Genomic DNA, 17,256 nt, shown 5'->3' on the forward strand with positions numbered 1-17,256 from the left:
AGGTGATCGGTGCAGGTTATTTCCTGACTGATAATTACGGAGATCTCTTTCTGGCTGATAATGACATCAATGGTTCTGAGAATGAGATCATCTTCCCGATTCGTTTTGACGGATTAAATACAACCGGATATGGAGGAACAACTTTCCTTGTACATGCTCCCATAGGTGGTAAAATGGTTGCCTCTGATTACGGTGTAAGCAGCGGTTGGGGCGGACTCAGGACCACCAAGAATTTTGTACAGCAGTTTGATGCCGGTGTTGACCTTGATGCTTTGAATACAGGTATTGGATCCACTTCAAAATGGGGCCTTGTAGGGAGTTCCACTACAAATGGATGGGATGGTCCTGATATGGTCATGTATAAATCAAGTGCTGATCAATATGGTATTTATGCCCAACTGGTTGCCGGTGAGTTCAAGTTTCGTTTTGACTGGGAAGAAAGTGGATGGAATGTAAATTTAGGTGATAATAACGGTGATGGCAATCTTCAGGATGGTGGATCAAATATTTCCATTCCTGCTGACGGAGCCTACTATATTGCGTTAAACAAAGCGAGTAACACCTACACCGTGACTCCTGTAGGAGATGGAAGGGCAAATTTCTTTACAGAAGACCAGACGCTCGAAATCGAAGACCCTTTCAATTTCTCTAATGGATATGCGATAGAAAAATTCATAAATCTGGATGTCAATGGAAACCAGGGCTCGGATGGGTCAGGTGAATTTGTTGATGTTGATTTCCCGATGTTCAGATTAGGGGATGCCTACCTCATGTATGCTGAAGCCTTTCTAAGAGGCGGTGGTGGAAGCGCAAGCGAAGCTGCGGGCTATATCAACAAGTTGAGAGAAAGAGCCTATGGCAGTCCGGCAGGAAATATTGATGCTACTGATTTAACCCTGGATTTTATTCTTGATGAGAGGTCCAGAGAACTGCATTGGGAAGGACACAGGAGAACCGACCTGATACGTTTTAACCAGTTTACCGAGAATGGCGTATGGCCATGGAAAGGTGGGGTAATGGAAGGAAAACCTACAGAAAAATTTAGAGATCTTTACCCGATCCCCTCTTCAGATATTATTGCAAACCCTGATTTGGAACAAAACCCGGGTTATTAATTTAAAAACATAGATATATCATGAAAAAATATATAAATAGAATTTTGTTCTTAATGATCTTCACAACTTTGATTTTTGGTTGTGAGGATGATGATGTTGTTGCGATCAATCAAAATTTTACAACGACCGTTGGCCTTGACCAGTCAGATGTTAACCTTGAAGATTCAAAGGCTGACGACAAGGCTCTTGAAGTTACATGGACCCAGCCCGATTTTGGTTATAATGCGGCTGCTGAGTATAACATACTTTTTGACATTAGCGAGGAATTTTCTTCGCCACAGGTCATACCTGGAGGCAAAGACATGGTAGATGGCACTTTTAAGAAGACATTTACACATGAGCAACTGAATAAGATCGTGTTAAATTTAGGCATTGAGCCGGGCACATCTACAGCTGTTTATGTCAAGGTCGACATCTTATTGTCAAAACAGTATGATAAGGCCTCGGCAGCAGAAATGTTTAAGGCAACTGCCTATTCTGGAGTACTAGACCTTGAAACTCCTTGGGGAGTGGTGGGAAGTGCCACTCCGAATGGATGGGACGGACCGGATGTACCCTTCTATCAATCTGGAGAGACTGGTATTTATGTAGCCTATATCACCATGATCGAGGGGGAATGGAAGATCAGAAAAGACAATGACTGGACTGTAAATTACGGTTCTGATGATGGTGTCAACCTAAAACAGGATGGAGCCAATCACAAGACTGTTGAGGGTACTTATAAGATCACTTTTGATGAAGCAAACCTTACCTATACCATTGAAACATATAGCTGGGGCTTGGTTGGTGACGCTACAGAATTCGGATGGGACAAACCTGATGTACCATTAATGTATGATTCTTGTTCAGATACCTGGAGAACTGATGTATACCTCAAAGAAGGCAAAGTTAAAATACGTCAGAATGAGGATTGGGCAGTGAATTATGGATCAGATGCGGCTGACGGAACTTTACAGCAGAACGGAGCCGATATAGCAGTTACACAGGGATATTACCATGTGACTGTCGACTTCAATAATCTTACTTACAGCATTGAAAAGACAAGCGTATATGGTGTTGTTGGTTCAGGATATAATGACTGGGGTGGAGCTGGGCCAGACTTCGCGTTCACACCTGATTTTTGTAATGAAGGCCTATACTATGCCAACGGAGTAACCTTGCTGGATGGCGAGATCAAGTTCAGGGTGAACCAGGACTGGGCCGTCAACTACGGTGATGATGGTTTAGATGGTATTTTAGAATTAGATGGGGCCAATATTCCTAGTACGGCAGGGACGTATGATATTGTACTTGATTTTACAAATCCAAGCGTACCTACCTATACAATTACACCAAAATAGAATTGATTGTAAACATGAAAAAGGGCTGTGTGAATAATACAGCCCTTTTTTTCCTTTAATTAAAACCGGAACATATGCATAAAATTTTACTTTTTATCTTTGTCTTTACTACATCTTTAGTTGCTCAGCAACAAACCGTTACTTTTGATATCGATCCGTCCTCATTTGCTGAAGATGAAATGATCACCATCACTGCCTCTGGTTTTAACCCTGCTGTTTGGGGTGTCACCGATGTGTATTTATGGGCATGGTCCACGGCAAGCGGCGTAGAACAAGATGCTCCTAATAATGGAGAGTGGACAAATTCGGATGAGGCACAAAAAATGACCAATAACGGCAATGGCAGTTATTCTATTTCTTTTGTTCCCAAAGATTTTTATGGAAGAACTGGTCTTGAAAGCATTGGATTTTTGGTAAAGGCCAAAAATGGTGACGGCGATAAAAAATCACAGGATAATGTCGTTACTATTGGAGCAATTGTGATACCTCCTGTAACAGAAGCACCTGTCCCAAACGGGATGCTCGACGGGATTAACCTCAATCCAAACGACAACACCAAAGCGACCCTGGTACTTTATGCACCCTTAAAGACGTTCGTCTATGTACTTGGTGATTTTAACAATTGGGAAAAGAACGATAATTACCTCTTAAAAAAAGACAGTGCCAAAAACAGGTTTTGGATAGAACTCACGGGCTTAACGCCAAAGTTTGACCATATGTATCAGTATTTGGTAGACGGGGCCATACGAGTTGCAGACCCTTATTCAACAACGATTCTTGATGATTTTAATGATCAGTTTATCGATGATGTAACCTATCCCGATTTACCGGATTATCCAAGCGGGAGCACCAGCCATGCCGTTACTTTATTAAGAACAGGAGATGATGATTTTATTTGGCAGACAAATAGCTATGATCTTCCTGAAAAAACGGATCTGGTCATCTATGAACTCTTATTGAGAGATTTTGATGGTTTGCACAGTTTTGATGCATTAAAGGCAAGATTGGATTATCTGGAAGAACTGGGAGTGAATGCCATTGAGTTGATGCCAGTAAGTGAATTTGACGGGAATGAATCCTGGGGTTATAACCCGTCTTTTCATATGGCCTTAGACAAGTATTACGGTACGCCAAAGGCGTTTAAACAACTGATCGATGAATGCCATAAACGAAATATCGCGGTTATCTTAGATGTGGTCTATAACCATGCTACCGGCCAAAACCCGTATTACAGGATGTGGAATGACAGCAATGGCGGATACGGAGGACAGGCCAGTGCAGACAGCCCTTTCTTTAACCGGGTGGCTACACATTCGTACAGCGTATTCAATGATTTTAACCATAGCAAACAAGCGACCAGGGATTATGTAAAAAGGACGACTCAATACTGGATAGATGAGTACAGAATTGATGGATTCAGATGGGATTTGACAAAAGGCTTTACTCAAAACTGCACTCCTTCTGATGAAGGGTGTACGGGTTCGTATCAAGCTGACCGGGTGGCGGTTTTAAAAACTTATGCTGATTACCAATGGGACGTAGACACTGATTTCTATATTATATTTGAGCACCTGGGTACCAATACCGAAGAAACCGAATGGGTCAATTACAGGCTCAATGAAGGAAAAGGAATCATGATGTGGAGTAATCTTTCAGGTGCGTATAATGAAAGCACCATGGGCTATCACGACAGTAGTGGTAAATCTGATTTCTCATGGATTGATTACAAAAACAGGAACTGGACAGTACCTTCCAATGTAGCTTATATGGAAAGTCATGATGAGGAACGTTTGATGTATAAAAACCTGGAATTTGGCAATTCGAATGGAGGGTACAATGTTAAAGATGTTTCCACTGCATTGACAAGGGAGAAAATAGCAGGAGCCTTTTACTTTACCGTTCCCGGACCGAGAATGATCTGGCAATTTGGTGAACTGGGCTATGATTATAGCATCAATTATTGCCCAAATGGATCGATCAACAACAATTGCCGGGTGAGTAATAAACCCATTCGCTGGGATTATCTTGATGATCCTGAAAGAAAGGCCATTTACGATGTCTGGGCCAAACTGATCAAGTTGAGGTTACAAGAACAGATTTTTCAAACAGGGAATTTTACTGTTGACGCCGGTGCAAGCACAGGGTTGAAAAAAATTCAACTTACAGATGATGACGGTAATGCTGTTTTAAAACATATAACTATTATAGGCAATTTTGGGCTTACCCCACAAAGTATCAATCCTGAATTTCAAAAGACAGGAACCTGGTTTGACCTCTTAAATGATAATGTTGAACTGAACGTTTCTAATGTCAACCAGCCAATCTCCCTTCAACCCGGTGAATTCAGGATATATGGCAGCAGTATGGTTGTTTTACCTGTGCAGGAATACGACCCTTTGGGAGGATTAAATATTTATCCCAACCCGGCGACGAATACTTTCAGAATCAATAAAAATGTAAAAAAGGTTGAAATATTCGACCATACGGGGAGATTGATCACAAAGTATTCAGGGGATTTTTACCCTGACAAGGAGTATGACACCTCCTTTTTAAAACCTTCTATCTATTTCTTAAGAATTAGTTCTGAAGTAGGAACCAGCTCCAAAAGACTGATTATTGAGTAATGTATATTCGGTAATGAACAATAAAAAAGACTGCTGTATACAGCAGTCTTTTTTATGTATGATCAATGATTTTACACAGAAGGTCATCAAGGCCTCATGTGTAATCAGATCATTTTTAAATTATTTACTTCCTGCTCGGTTAAGTGGCGCCATACTCCCCTGCCAAGATTTCTTTTGGTAAGCCCTGCAAAAATGACCCTGTCAAGTTTGAGCACGTTATAACCAAAATGTTCGAAGATTCTTCTCACAATTCTATTTCGTCCTGAATGTATCTCTATACCTACTTCAAATTTTGGTTTGTTTTCTATGTAGGAGATTTTGTCGACGAATACCATTTTACCGTCAAGCACAAAGTTCTCGGAGATCTTTTTCAGATCCTCCATTGACAATTTTTTGTCGAGGGTAACATGATAAAGTTTTTTCACATTGTGTTTGGGGTGCGTTAGTTTCTTTGCCATTTCACCATCATTGGTAAAGAGCAGTAAACCAGTAGTTTGTCTGTCGAGCCTTCCAACCGGGTAAATTCTTTCCTTGGTCGACCTGTGGATCAATTCCATCACAGTTTTTCTGCTTTTTTCATCGTCCATGGTGGTAATATAGTTCTTAGGCTTATTGAGCAAAACATATCGTTTTGCCTCCGGGGAGATCAACACATCGTCAAACCGAACTTCATCGCCAGGCTTCACTTTATAACCCATTTCGGTAATGATCTTTCCATTAACAGTGGCACTGCCTGCGCTGATATAAGTATCTGCTTCTCTTCGTGAGCAGATACCCGAATTAGCGATATACTTATTCAGCCTTATCTCCTCAGAATCTGTGGTTTTCTTTAATTTGGATGGCCCCTTTTTAAAAGATTTGATTTTTTCAGGATGTGGCCTGAAGTTTTTGTCTTTTGATTTTCCTTTAAAAGATCCTGAAGTTGATGCATTTGATTCCTTGCCTTTAGCACTGCTGCCGGCTCCTCGCTCCTGTCGTCCTCTCGACGAGTTGTTTTTTGCGGTCATTTGTAAAAATTTTTGCAAAAGTACGAAATCATTTCAATAAGTACTTGATATTCTGTCTTTAGCTTTGCCAAAAAATATTAATTTTATAATGTCTTATATATTTAATTGCATTGGAATGAAAAAATTTCAAATGAAAAACTATAATTGGGGAAAATTGGGATTGGAATTACTGGTTGTGTTTTTAGGGGTCTCGTCAGGTTTTATCTTGAACAACTGGAGAGAAGAAAGTCAGCAGTTGGAGCTCGAACAAAAATACATTTCGGGTTTTATCGCAGATGTTGAAGATACTATTGATGAATTGAGTAAATTAAACAAAAACGATAGTTTATGGATATTGGCTGCCAATAGAAATATTTCAAATTTGAGAGCCAGGACATTGAGCACAGATTCTGCAGATGCTTTGTTGAAAAGGATCATCCAGATCAATAAAATTGAAATAAAGAAAGGTACCTATGAGGATATCATTAATAGTGGAAACCTCAACCTGATTAGAAATTTTGATTTGAAAGGTGAAATAGTAGACTATGGATTAGCTGTACAAGGCGTTACTTTTGTGGATGATTATTTTCATCAGTTTTTTAATGCATATGTGATGACTTTTGTTTTTAAAGAGTTTGATGTCATTAATGGTAAAATCATTGATGAGAAAATCTATAATACCGTTGCATTTTCAAATATATTTGGGGGGTATTATTCTATGGTATTGCAAAGAAACAATGCTTATAAAGACCTTTTGCAGAAAAGTTTAGAATTCAGGAAACATCTGCTAAAGGAGAAAGAAAAATTCAATTAAGCTATACAGTAAGGATGCGCTTAATGATCACTGAAGTGTCTATCAGCATTAAGCTCAAGACTCCGATAAAGATGATCAGCTTGATGGTATTATGAAGAATGAGGTAGTCTTTTTTTGTTTTTGCTTTCCACAAATACACAAGAACGAACAAAAAGACAATCCCTACAAAATAAAAATAATATTTCATCATGCCTATTTCGGGATATTCCCATAAAAAATAGACCGGATTCATAGTCAACAGTATCAGCAGCGTGATTAAAATTTTAGTAAAATGCTCCCCGTAGGTTACAGGGATTGTTCGATAATTTTGAACGATATCACCTTTAATATTCTCTAAATCTTTTAATAATTCCCTGATCATCAATACAAAAAACAGAAAAGCGGCATGGGTAAATATGATGGTTGAGAAATTTTTGTAATAAATAAAAATTGCGAAAAAAGGAAGGATCGATAAGATAGAAGCAGAGAACAATCCGGTAAGCGGGTATTTTTTAAGCTTATGAGAATAGAGCCAAATTAAAAACACATATATCGCAAAAAACAGTGCGGCACGCCATGATACTAAAAAGCCAAATACGACCCCGATAAAATTGAGCAAGAAATAGATTTTTAATTTGATTTGCTGACTAACAATACTGTCGATCTTTGATTTTATGGGTTTATTGATCTTATCTTTTTTACTGTCGTAAAAGTTATTGATGATATATCCTGCTGCAATTACACAAATTGTGGCCAGTACCAGAAAGTAAAGGTCCAGGTTAAAAATAATATCGCGCAGAGGAAGATCAGGGGAAAAGATAAAAATGGCAGCTAAATATTGTGCCAGAACGATAATGGCAATATTGTATCCCCTCACTACAGAAAGTAAGCTTAGGAACTTGAAGAACAGTGAATATTTTTTTCGGGTCTTAGGCTTCTTTTTAAGCCCGTTATTAGAGGCATCCATAAGGCAAGGATGTTAAAACCTGTAAACGAGTTCCAATTTATAGTCTTGAAGCAATTTTTTGGCTTTCTCATAATCTTCGGTAAATCCTAATATATAACCTCCACCTCCTGAGCCGCAAAGTTTTAAATAGTAATCATTACTCTCAATTCCATGTTGCCATAACTGATGAAAAGAATCGGGGATCATAGGCTTGAAATGTTTCAAAACCACTTTGGACAACTTTTTTACGTTCCCAAATAAAGATGTAACGTTCCCGTGTAAAAAGTCATCAATACAATTATCCGTATAACGGGCAAAATCACGATCAATCATTTTTCTGAACCCTTCATTCTTCATCTTGTTCATAAAAATGTTAACCATTGGCTGGGTTTCACCGATCATTTCAGAATCCAAAAGGAATACTGCTCCCTTGCCTTCTTTTTGAGACGGAATCCCGGTGGCTTCAAGGTTATCTTTGGAATTGATGAGAATAGGCAGGCTCAAATAGGAGTTTAAAGGATCTAAACCCGAACTTTTTCCATGGAAAAATGATTCCATTTTTGAAAAGATCGCTTTAAGTTTTAACAACTTATCTCTTGTCAGGTTTTCGAGTACCGTTATCTTGTTATCGGCGTATTTGTCGTAGATGGCTGCAACCACCGCACCTGAACTTCCGACCCCGTAACCTTGCGGGATACTGGAATCAAAATGCATATTATTGTCAATATCAGCTTTAAGATCATCCAGTCTTAAATTGATTGAAGGATCTTTTAAGGCTTTTAAATATTGAAAGAATGCTTTTAATTTTCGGTTTGAATCTATTGCCTTTTCAGAGTTGTCCTCAGATATGATCAAGGCTCCCTGATACGAATTATATGGAATCGCCAAACCCTTTGAGTCTTTTATAATGCCGTATTCTCCAAATAGCAGGATCTTAGCGTAAAAAAGTGGGCCGTTCATTTCGTCCATTTAATAAATTCGGTACAAATATAAGAGAAAAATACTTTAAATCTATGTGCTTGATAATAAACGCATAAATTCTTTAAAACTTGTATACGTTTTAATTATTTAATTCTTTTCTTCATGTGATAGGAGTTGAGCTCCAAATCCTACATGGTCACTGATAAATTGATTGTTTTCGCAAAAGCCGATCAATTCCTTGTTTATAAAACTGCTGACCAGGTCTTTATCTTTTTCTGGGAAAAGAATATGTACGTTAGCTCCGGCATCGAGTGTAAAACAAATATGGGAACCGGAAGTCTTTCTAAAATCCCAGATTCTTTCTATGATTTCCAAAGTATTCGGCTTCATTAGAATGAAATAGGGATCTGAAGTCATCATCATGGCATGAAGCGACAAAGCTTCTTTTTCTACAATTTCAATAAATGTATCGAGATCACCATTTTTTAAAATTGGGATCAGCCTGCTCATTGAATCCTGTGCCTGATTAAATCTGGCCTTTGCAAAAGGATGCCCCAGCATTAGGTTGTGGCCAACTGTAGAGGACACCTGTTTCACCCCCTTGTCAACAAGTAGTATCGTATCTTGGAAAGTGTTAAAAACCTTATGGATGTCTCCTGGAAATCTTATTCCGTATTGATCATTGCTTCCTTGGATACGCGGATGTTTCCCCCAAACTACCAAAGGGCCTTCGATGCTTCTTGCGGCACTCCCGGAGCCGAGCCTTGCCAGAAAAGAAGCTTTTTCTTTGAAATGATTTTCTGTGATCCGGGGATCAATAATTTTCTGGAGGCTCATCAAACAAAGAGCAAGTGCACTAAGTCCACTGGCACTTGAAGCTATTCCGCTGCTGTGAGGGAAAGAATTTTGTGTATGAATTTCGAAACTAAACTGTTCTATAAAAGGAACGTACGAAGCGATTCTAGCAAAGAATTTTTCGATTTTGGGTCTAAAGCCCGGTTTTTCTTCACCTTCAAAAAAGACTTTAAAATCAAATGATCCGGAAGGGCTTGGTTTAGGCGAATAACTCAAGGTTGTGTGGGTATGGCAATTTGACAAGGTAAAACTGATGGAGGCATTTTTAGGAATTTGAGGCTCAGTTTTCCCCCAGTATTTTACCAATGCGATATTGCTGGGACTCTCCCACGACACACTTCCTTTTTGCGTGTATGGCAGATCATTATTATTAAAAACAAAGTGATTTTCTGTCAAAATAAGGGTTGTTTCAGCAAAGATAATTTATTTAATTAAATAGTATCCAATCTTTGTTTGACATCATTCTTATAACTGCGACTTATAGGAATGGCCTTATTTTTTATTTCAATAAATTCCGGGGTAAATGACTGAATTTTATTGATAGAAACAATATAGGATCTGTGCACCCTCATAAAATCCTGTTTCGGCAATTTGGCTTCAATACTCGAAATAGTTTCACGTGTGATGATCACTTTGTTGTTTACATGAATTTTAAGGTAATCAGATAAACTTTCAATATAGTCAAGTTCGTCAAAATTGATTTTGACCATTTTTCTGTCTGCTCTGACAAAAATAAAATCTGATTTTTCATAGCTGATCTCTCTCTCTTCTTCCTGTTGATAAGGGGAATTTTCATTTTTATATTTATTGATCGATTGAATTAACCTTCCAAAAGAGATAGGCTTGAGCAAATAATCAACCGCTTTTAAGTCAAATCCGTCTACGGCATATTCCCGATAGGCTGTGGTAAAGATGATCTTGATCTTTTTATTAATTGATTTGGCAAAAGACAATCCCGAAACTTCAGGCATATTGATGTCAAGAAAAATGAGGTCAATTGATTGTAAATTGATAATGTTAAATGCTTCGACGGCATTCTTACAAGAACCCACAATATCTATTGCTTCTATTCTTTTCAGATGATTTTCTAAAATTTCCCGAGCCATGGGTTCGTCATCGACGATGATACATTTTATAGGGTTATTCATCTCAAATGTTATTTATATTTTTGATAAGGAGATCAACCAAAAACCAATCATTATTGATATTGACCTCAAGTTTGTAACTGTTGGGATAGATAAGATCTAATCTCTTTTTTATGTTTTGAAGACCGATCCCGGATGTTTTATGGCTTTGATTTTCCTGTTTAACAGAATTTTTTATTTCAAAATGAAGCACATGATCTTCAAGTTTTATTTTTATATGGACTTGTAAATACCCGTCTATCAAGTTGCCATGCTTAAAGGCATTTTCAACGAAGGGTATAAGTAGCATTGGAGGGATCATTTTATGTTTAAAGGAACCTTCGGTTTGAAAGGAGACTTTAAGCGTGTCTTGGAACCTGATTCTTTCCAACTCAATGTATTCCTTTAAATGCATGACCTCTTCTTCAAGGCTCACTTTGGGCTTGTTGACCTGATACAGTATATAATCAAGAAGGTTGGAAAGTTTAAGAATAATGTCGGATGTGTTCCTGGAGCGCTTTAGAGCAAAGCCATAAATAGTATTCAGGGTATTGAATAAAAAATGAGGGTGAATTTGTTTTTTAAGGTATTGTAATTCCTGGTCCTTGAGCTGTAACTGGGTTTCAAGTATTTTATTTTCGAGTTCTTTGTTTTTGGATTCCGTTCTAAAATTATGATTCAATAGGTTTACAAAACTCACCACCATGACAATGAGATAGACCAAAATAAGCACAAAGACATAATTCTTGCTCATTGGGGGCATTTTTTCAATATTCAGATTGGATAAGAATACCAGGCTGGCGAATATCGTCATAAGTATAAGCCAGGTGGAAAGAATAACCGTATAGATACTGTACAGTATAAAAAGGGCGTATTTTTTTTCAAGCAGGTACCTGGGAATGAGATAATACACAACAAAGTACGTTGTAATCATGGTCACCGGAATCAGAAAGGTGGAAAACCATGTAACATAATTGGCATCAGTTGAATTATAGCTAAAAAAATAGACATAAAAGAACCAGACGCCAATCCAAAAGAGGAAATGCGAAAGGATAAATCGCGAATTGATTAATTTCCTGAGATCCATTGCTGCAAGTTGCATATTTTATTTTAATTGGACATTTTTAAAAGGTGAATGACTAAATTTGAGATGGATTCAACCAAATTTGATTGATAAAATAAAAATCAGGTATAATGGTCAAATCCGTTGCTATTTGGTTCATTCGTCGCAAAAAACAATAAGCAGGAGTTCATTTTTCTATTTTTGAACCTATTAATCTTAAAACTACATTATTATGTTATTTGATCGTTTGAATGAAGGTGGACCATTTTTTATGTACCCCCTGTTTTTTATTTTAATTTTGTTGATTATTCTAATTGTTAAAGCGTTTTTGCAAAAAGGGTTAGCAGACAAAAATATCAGTCTAATCAGCTCCATTGCCTTATTTGCTATAGTTTGGGGTTTTCTTGGCCAAATCATTGGTTTAATAGGTGCTTTTGACGCAATTGAATCCTATGGGGAGGTATCGGCAGAGATGTTGGCCGGGGGCTTGAAGGTTGCCTCTCTTGCCCCGGTTTTTGGAATGTTCATTTTTCTTGTCGGAAGACTGGGAATTATCATTCTCACCTGGATAAAAAAGGACTGACTTCTAAATAAATTAATAGGATTGAGCAAGAAGATATCCATTTCCTGATGTGAAATGGATATCTTTGCCGTAAAAATCAGAATTGAATAGAAAAATCAAATTAATATGGGACTTCAGAGGGCCGGAAGCACTTGAAATAGCAAGGCATCATGTTGTTCATCTCGAAGAATTTGCAGTAAAAGAGAAGTTATACTTTTATGAAACGGGTACAAGTCCGATTTCAGATATGTATTGTATCGCCTATATTACAGTTAATGAGAGTGATATGATTGTTTACAGAGATGCTCTGGTTCCTCATAGAGGAGAAGTTGCCCAATAAATTAAACAAAAACTTTTTTTTATAAATATTAATCGTATATTTGCGATGAACAATTAACTACATATGAAAAGATCCGCTAAAGATTTTGACTATTCGGGAGAGACCGAACAACTTGCCAAGTTTGCCAAAGCACTTGGGCACCCGGCCAGAATTATTATACTCAAGCATTTGAGCAATCAGAGTTGCTGTTTTACAGGTGACCTCCTGGATGTTTTGCCACTTGCCCAATCTACAGTCTCTCAACACCTGAAGGAATTAAAAGAAGCAGGCCTCATTATTGGCGAAGTAAACCCTCCGAAAGTAAAATATTGTATCAATACAAAGAATTGGGGCATTGCTCAGCAATTATTTTCTACACTTTTCAAAGAGGATTTTTCGAAGATCAATTGTTGCTGACATGAAAACTCAACTTATAGAGATCATACCTATGATATCAGCTCACTGGGCAGAAGTTGCCAATATTTATAAGGAAGGTATAGAGACTGGAATGGCAACCTTTGAGAAGGAGGTGCCTTCGTGGGAATACTGGGATAGCCAGCATATTAAAACATGCCGGCTTGTGGCAACAATGCAGGGCTCTGTTGTTGGCTGGGCAGGCCTTTCACCGGTTTCCTCCCGATGTGTTTATGGTGGGGTAGCGGAGGTAAGCGTATATGTGTCCCCTGATGCCCGTGGAAAAGGCGTTGGAGAGCAATTGATGAAGAGTCTCATATCGGAAAGTGAATTGAGAGGGTACTGGACTTTACAATCCGGAATTTTTCCTGAAAATAAAGCCAGTATAAAATTACATGAAAAATCAGGGTTTAGATGTATTGGATTTAGGGAAAGAATCGGTCAGTTAAACGGGATTTGGAAAAATAATATTTTGATGGAAAGAAGAAGCAAAACAGCAGGTTTGTAAAAACGGACCCTGTTTTTTTGAAACAATTGAATACAAGTTGAACAATTAATTATAAAAAAAAGAAATACGATGAAAGTAAAGGAATTTGTAAAAGTCTTAGAACAGCATCAAGATAAGGAGTTGTTGTTTTCATTTGCTCAGGACAAATTTGCGGGGGCAAATTATCATTTAACCGAGGTGAAAAATGTACAGTTTGATACAACAGACTGCGGAGGAAAGACCAATTTCTGGGAAGAAACACAATTCCAGCTCTGGGAAAGTCCTGATGAGTTGGAAAAAACGGATTTTATGACAACAGACAAGATCAGGGCTATTATTAGCAGGGTAAATGGCATTAAACCTATAAAATGGGAGACTGAATTAAAACTGGAATACGGAAATGATAATTTCCCCACATCTGTCATGCCGATCGATAAGATTAGCCATGATGAAAACCGTGTCTATGTTTATTTGTTTTCTGAGGCGACCAGATGTAAAGCCCATGATCAATGCAGTATAGCTATAGAACCTGAAAAGGAGGAGGCCTGCTGCGCAGGGTCAAATTGTTGTTAAATACGAAGGAAGATCTGAATTAAATAATTTACTTTAGCGCAAATTTAATGGGATGAAAACAAGGTTAAAGCTTTTAGACAGATATCTGACATTATGGATTTTTTTAGCCATGGCCCTTGGGGTTTCACTGGGAGTGATTTTTCCGGATATCTCCACTATGAATGAAAAGTTATCTGTTGGAACTACGAATCTTCCATTAGCCCTTGGTTTGATCCTGATGATGTATCCTCCTTTGGCTAAGGTTGATTATAAATTGATTCCGTCTATTTTTAAGGATACTAAATTAATGAGGCTGTCGCTCTTTTTGAACTGGATCGTTGGCCCGATCCTGATGTTCCTTCTGGCTATTATTTTTCTCAGGGATTATCCGGGGTATATGACAGGCCTGATATTGATCGGATTGGCAAGGTGTATTGCCATGGTGATTGTTTGGAACGATTTGGCAGGAGGCAGCAGAGAGTATGGAGCCACTTTAATTGCATTGAATAGTGTTTTCCAGGTCTTTACCTATAGTTTTTATGCCTGGTTGTTTATTACGGTCTTGCCGCCTTATTTTGGGATACAGGGTTATGATGTAAATATTTCTATTTGGGAAGTTTCAAAAAGCGTCCTGATCTATCTGGGAATTCCCTTTGCTGCTGGATTCCTGTCGAGGCATTATTTAGTAAAGATCAAAGGTATTGACTGGTACAACAGAAAGTTTATTCCATTTATTTCTCCCATAACACTCATCGCGCTTTTAGCAACTATTGTGCTGATGTTCAGTTTAAAGGGTGATATGATCATGGAATTGCCACTGGATGTTCTTAGAATAGCTGTTCCACTTATTTTGTATTTTGCGATCATGTTCTTTATAAGTTTCTTTATAGCGCATAAAAGAGGGGTAGACTATAAACGAAATGCTTCTGTGGCTTTTACAGCTACAGGAAATAATTTTGAGTTAGCCATTGCTGTTGCCATAGCGATATTCGGAATTAATTCGCCTCAGGCATTTACAGGCGTCATAGGGCCTTTGATTGAAGTTCCCGTGTTGATTTTACTGGTAAACGTTTCACTGAAACTTAAAAGTAAGTATTATGCTAAAAGCTAAAATTTCAACTCATCAAAAACAAATGATTTAATAAAATTAACATGAAGAAAAGAATTCTTATTCTATGCACAGGCAACTCCTGTCGTAGTCAAATGGCTGAAGGGTTTTTAAAAGAATTTGACAAAGATCTTGAAGTTTTTTCCGCCGGAACTCATCCTTCTCATGAGGTACACCCTGTGGCAATTCAGGTGATGAAGGAGGTCGGGATAGATCTTAGCAGTCATGTTCCCGAACAGGTTGATCAGTACTTGGGGCAGCCTTTTGATTATGTCATAACGGTTTGCGGAAGTGCGAAAGAAACCTGTCCTGCTTTTATTGGTGAGGTCAAACATCATTTGCACATTGGTTTTGAAGACCCTGCAGATGCTACCGGAACTATTGAAGAGGTTTTAACTGAATTCAGAACCATCAGAGACCAGATCAAAAGAGATTTTTTTGAGTTCTATAAGCAAAAAATCAAATCGTAAGATCCCTATTTCTTTCTGGGTAATTTTTCAGGGCGTTGTGCAATCTGATATACCAATCCCGCCAAAACTGTTGCATTGACCATAAGGTCTTTCTCAGGCACATATTCCAAAACATCCATATTCGTATGATGTGTCACCGATTGATAATTCAAAGGATCCTGTATGATTTGAAAGGCCGGAATATTGTAATGATTAAAGACATCATGATCGGTAAAGTTGGTATTTTGAATGGTTAAATGATCAACACCCAATCTGGCATAAGGCCTAAGAAGATCTTCAAAAACAGGTCTTGCGGCTTCATTTCCCTGAAGATAAATACCCTTCATCATTCCGGCTCCGTTATCCATATTGAGATATACCGAAACCTGCTCCGATTCTTTTTTAAATTTTTCATCCATCAATTTGCCAAAATGTTTTTCGGCATAGGCCAAAGAACCGATATAGCCTTGTTCTTCCCCTCCCCACAAGCCAATTCTGATCGTTCTTTTTGGTTTTACTCCGGAGGCTTTTAATATTCTCATTACTTCCATCATCACTGCGCTTCCGGCGCCATTGTCAGTAGCTCCTGAAGATGCATGCCATGAATCGAAATGTGCGCCAATCATGACAATTTCATTTTTCAATTTGGGATCTGAGCCGGTAATTTCGGCAATAATATTTACATTGTTTTCAGGCTCAAGGTATATTTCAGAATCCAAATGAAACCTTACTTTTGGATTGACACCTTTTTTGATTAACCTTTTTATCCTTCCAAAATCGTCTGCAGAAATGGCAAAGTAGGGGATACCTTGTTTTTGGCCATCTCTATTGTTGTATGTTCCACTGGGATGAAGGATACCCGGATGAAGGTTAGTTGTTCCTAAGGCAGCAAGTGCGCCTTCTTTCTCAATAAATTCAAACAAGGGTCTCTCAGCTGCCAAATATTTATCAAAAAAACTAAGCATCTGGGGCAATGACGCGTTGCCCATCGAGGGGCCTAATGGATTATCAGGGTTCGATACTAAGCTACTTTCAGCTTCCATCAGTTTCGCTTCTGTATGCCTTGTACTAAGCGGATCCAGCAATATATCATTACCAGATTTTGCACCTTTGAGTTTTGGAATATTTGTTCCCAAAATCACCGTTTTTCCCTTTAGTTTTCCTCCCCAGTCATTTTTGATCTGTTCAAGGTCATTCACATTCTCTATAAATACGATCTCAGTCTCCTGAACGCCTTGTGAACCTTTAGTCCAGGCATAAGGATATGCCTCTATTTTGATATATTTAGGACTGATCACTTCAACATTGAAGCTTTTAAGGTCCCATCCAAGGCAATCTTCGCAATAGGGCTCGAGGATGACTTTGTCTAACCCCCAGCCTGTTAATTTTTTTTGAGCCCACTGCGCAGCGCTGTAATACTGACGAGAACCCGTAAGCCTGGGCCCGTATTGGTCAGACAAGTCTTCAACAAGATCAAATACCTGAGAATTTTGAAAGCCTTCGGTATCGATTTTAGCGAGATCATTTTGTTGAGCAATAAGGATGGAGCTAAAAAATATATTTACAAAAATGAAAAATGTGAACTTTAATCGCATCAT

The 17,256-nt window shown here is 38.2% G+C and carries 18 protein-coding genes; 11 read left to right on the forward strand and 7 right to left on the reverse strand.

From position 1 onward, the window contains the following. From AABB81_RS14150 to AABB81_RS14160, 3 genes are all read left to right on the forward strand, one after another. The coding region (locus AABB81_RS14150) for a RagB/SusD family nutrient uptake outer membrane protein (RefSeq protein WP_342161208.1) at positions 1 to 1,115 on the forward strand (1,115 nt) is incomplete at its 5' end. 20 nt (positions 1,116 to 1,135) lie between these two features. Beyond that, complete coding sequence (locus AABB81_RS14155; RefSeq protein ID WP_342161209.1) at positions 1,136 to 2,455, forward strand: SusE domain-containing protein; 1,320 nt, start codon at positions 1,136 to 1,138, stop codon at positions 2,453 to 2,455. A 74-nt stretch (positions 2,456 to 2,529) separates the two neighbouring features. Beyond that, on the forward strand, positions 2,530 to 5,079 hold the full coding sequence (locus tag AABB81_RS14160) for an alpha-amylase family glycosyl hydrolase (RefSeq protein WP_342161210.1): 2,550 nt from the start codon (positions 2,530 to 2,532) through the stop codon (positions 5,077 to 5,079). Between the two features lie 104 nt (positions 5,080 to 5,183). Here AABB81_RS14160 and AABB81_RS14165 read toward each other — a convergent pair whose 3' ends face one another. Continuing rightward, a complete protein-coding gene (locus AABB81_RS14165) occupies positions 5,184 to 6,086 on the reverse strand; it encodes a pseudouridine synthase (RefSeq protein WP_342161211.1) in 903 nt (300 codons plus the stop codon). A 115-nt stretch (positions 6,087 to 6,201) separates the two neighbouring features. Between AABB81_RS14165 and AABB81_RS14170 the strand changes: the two genes are divergently transcribed. Beyond that, entirely contained in the window at positions 6,202 to 6,879 is a 678-nt protein-coding gene (locus tag AABB81_RS14170; protein WP_342161212.1) for a hypothetical protein, read from the forward strand. Position 6,880: 1 nt separating this feature from the next. On the opposite strand, the gene AABB81_RS14175 is transcribed toward AABB81_RS14170, so the two are convergent. The 5 genes from AABB81_RS14175 to AABB81_RS14195 form a co-directional block, all read right to left on the reverse strand. Then, positions 6,881 to 7,825: a geranylgeranylglycerol-phosphate geranylgeranyltransferase gene (locus AABB81_RS14175; RefSeq protein ID WP_342161213.1), complete on the reverse strand. Its 945-nt coding sequence runs from the start codon at positions 7,823 to 7,825 to the stop codon at positions 6,881 to 6,883. 12 nt (positions 7,826 to 7,837) lie between these two features. Then, positions 7,838 to 8,764, reverse strand: coding sequence for a mevalonate kinase family protein (locus AABB81_RS14180; protein ID WP_342161214.1), 927 nt, complete (start codon positions 8,762 to 8,764; stop codon positions 7,838 to 7,840). 108 nt (positions 8,765 to 8,872) lie between these two features. Then, on the reverse strand, positions 8,873 to 9,976 hold the full coding sequence (locus AABB81_RS14185; protein ID WP_342161215.1) for a diphosphomevalonate decarboxylase: 1,104 nt from the start codon (positions 9,974 to 9,976) through the stop codon (positions 8,873 to 8,875). 35 nt (positions 9,977 to 10,011) lie between these two features. Next, entirely contained in the window at positions 10,012 to 10,728 is a 717-nt protein-coding gene (locus AABB81_RS14190) for a LytR/AlgR family response regulator transcription factor (RefSeq protein ID WP_342161216.1), read from the reverse strand. Position 10,729: 1 nt separating this feature from the next. Continuing rightward, complete coding sequence (locus AABB81_RS14195; protein ID WP_342161217.1) at positions 10,730 to 11,806, reverse strand: sensor histidine kinase; 1,077 nt, start codon at positions 11,804 to 11,806, stop codon at positions 10,730 to 10,732. A 193-nt stretch (positions 11,807 to 11,999) separates the two neighbouring features. Here AABB81_RS14195 and AABB81_RS14200 point away from each other — a divergent pair, with 193 nt between their 5' ends. From AABB81_RS14200 to AABB81_RS14230, 7 genes are all read left to right on the forward strand, one after another. Continuing rightward, entirely contained in the window at positions 12,000 to 12,350 is a 351-nt protein-coding gene (locus AABB81_RS14200) for a MotA/TolQ/ExbB proton channel family protein (RefSeq protein ID WP_342161218.1), read from the forward strand. An 82-nt stretch (positions 12,351 to 12,432) separates the two neighbouring features. Then, positions 12,433 to 12,669, forward strand: coding sequence for a hypothetical protein (locus tag AABB81_RS14205; RefSeq protein WP_342161219.1), 237 nt, complete (start codon positions 12,433 to 12,435; stop codon positions 12,667 to 12,669). Positions 12,670 to 12,732: 63 nt separating this feature from the next. Then, positions 12,733 to 13,065: an ArsR/SmtB family transcription factor gene (locus AABB81_RS14210; protein ID WP_342161220.1), complete on the forward strand. Its 333-nt coding sequence runs from the start codon at positions 12,733 to 12,735 to the stop codon at positions 13,063 to 13,065. A 1-nt stretch (position 13,066) separates the two neighbouring features. Then, positions 13,067 to 13,570 (forward strand): GNAT family N-acetyltransferase, encoded by a 504-nt coding sequence (locus AABB81_RS14215; RefSeq protein ID WP_342161221.1) that lies wholly within the window; start codon positions 13,067 to 13,069, stop codon positions 13,568 to 13,570. A 69-nt stretch (positions 13,571 to 13,639) separates the two neighbouring features. Continuing rightward, positions 13,640 to 14,122, forward strand: a complete 483-nt coding sequence (locus tag AABB81_RS14220) for a DUF6428 family protein (protein ID WP_342161222.1) — start codon at positions 13,640 to 13,642, stop codon at positions 14,120 to 14,122. A 52-nt stretch (positions 14,123 to 14,174) separates the two neighbouring features. Next, complete coding sequence (gene arsB / locus AABB81_RS14225; RefSeq protein WP_342161223.1) at positions 14,175 to 15,212, forward strand: ACR3 family arsenite efflux transporter; 1,038 nt, start codon at positions 14,175 to 14,177, stop codon at positions 15,210 to 15,212. 41 nt (positions 15,213 to 15,253) lie between these two features. Beyond that, the gene (locus AABB81_RS14230) at positions 15,254 to 15,679 is read left to right on the forward strand and encodes an arsenate reductase ArsC (protein WP_342161224.1); all 426 of its coding nucleotides are present in this window, start codon (positions 15,254 to 15,256) and stop codon (positions 15,677 to 15,679) included. 5 nt (positions 15,680 to 15,684) lie between these two features. Here AABB81_RS14230 and AABB81_RS14235 read toward each other — a convergent pair whose 3' ends face one another. Beyond that, entirely contained in the window at positions 15,685 to 17,256 is a 1,572-nt protein-coding gene (locus AABB81_RS14235) for a M20/M25/M40 family metallo-hydrolase (protein ID WP_342161225.1), read from the reverse strand.

It is taken from the genome of Lutimonas vermicola, assembly GCF_038433205.1.
Classification (GTDB): domain Bacteria; phylum Bacteroidota; class Bacteroidia; order Flavobacteriales; family Flavobacteriaceae; genus Lutimonas; species Lutimonas vermicola.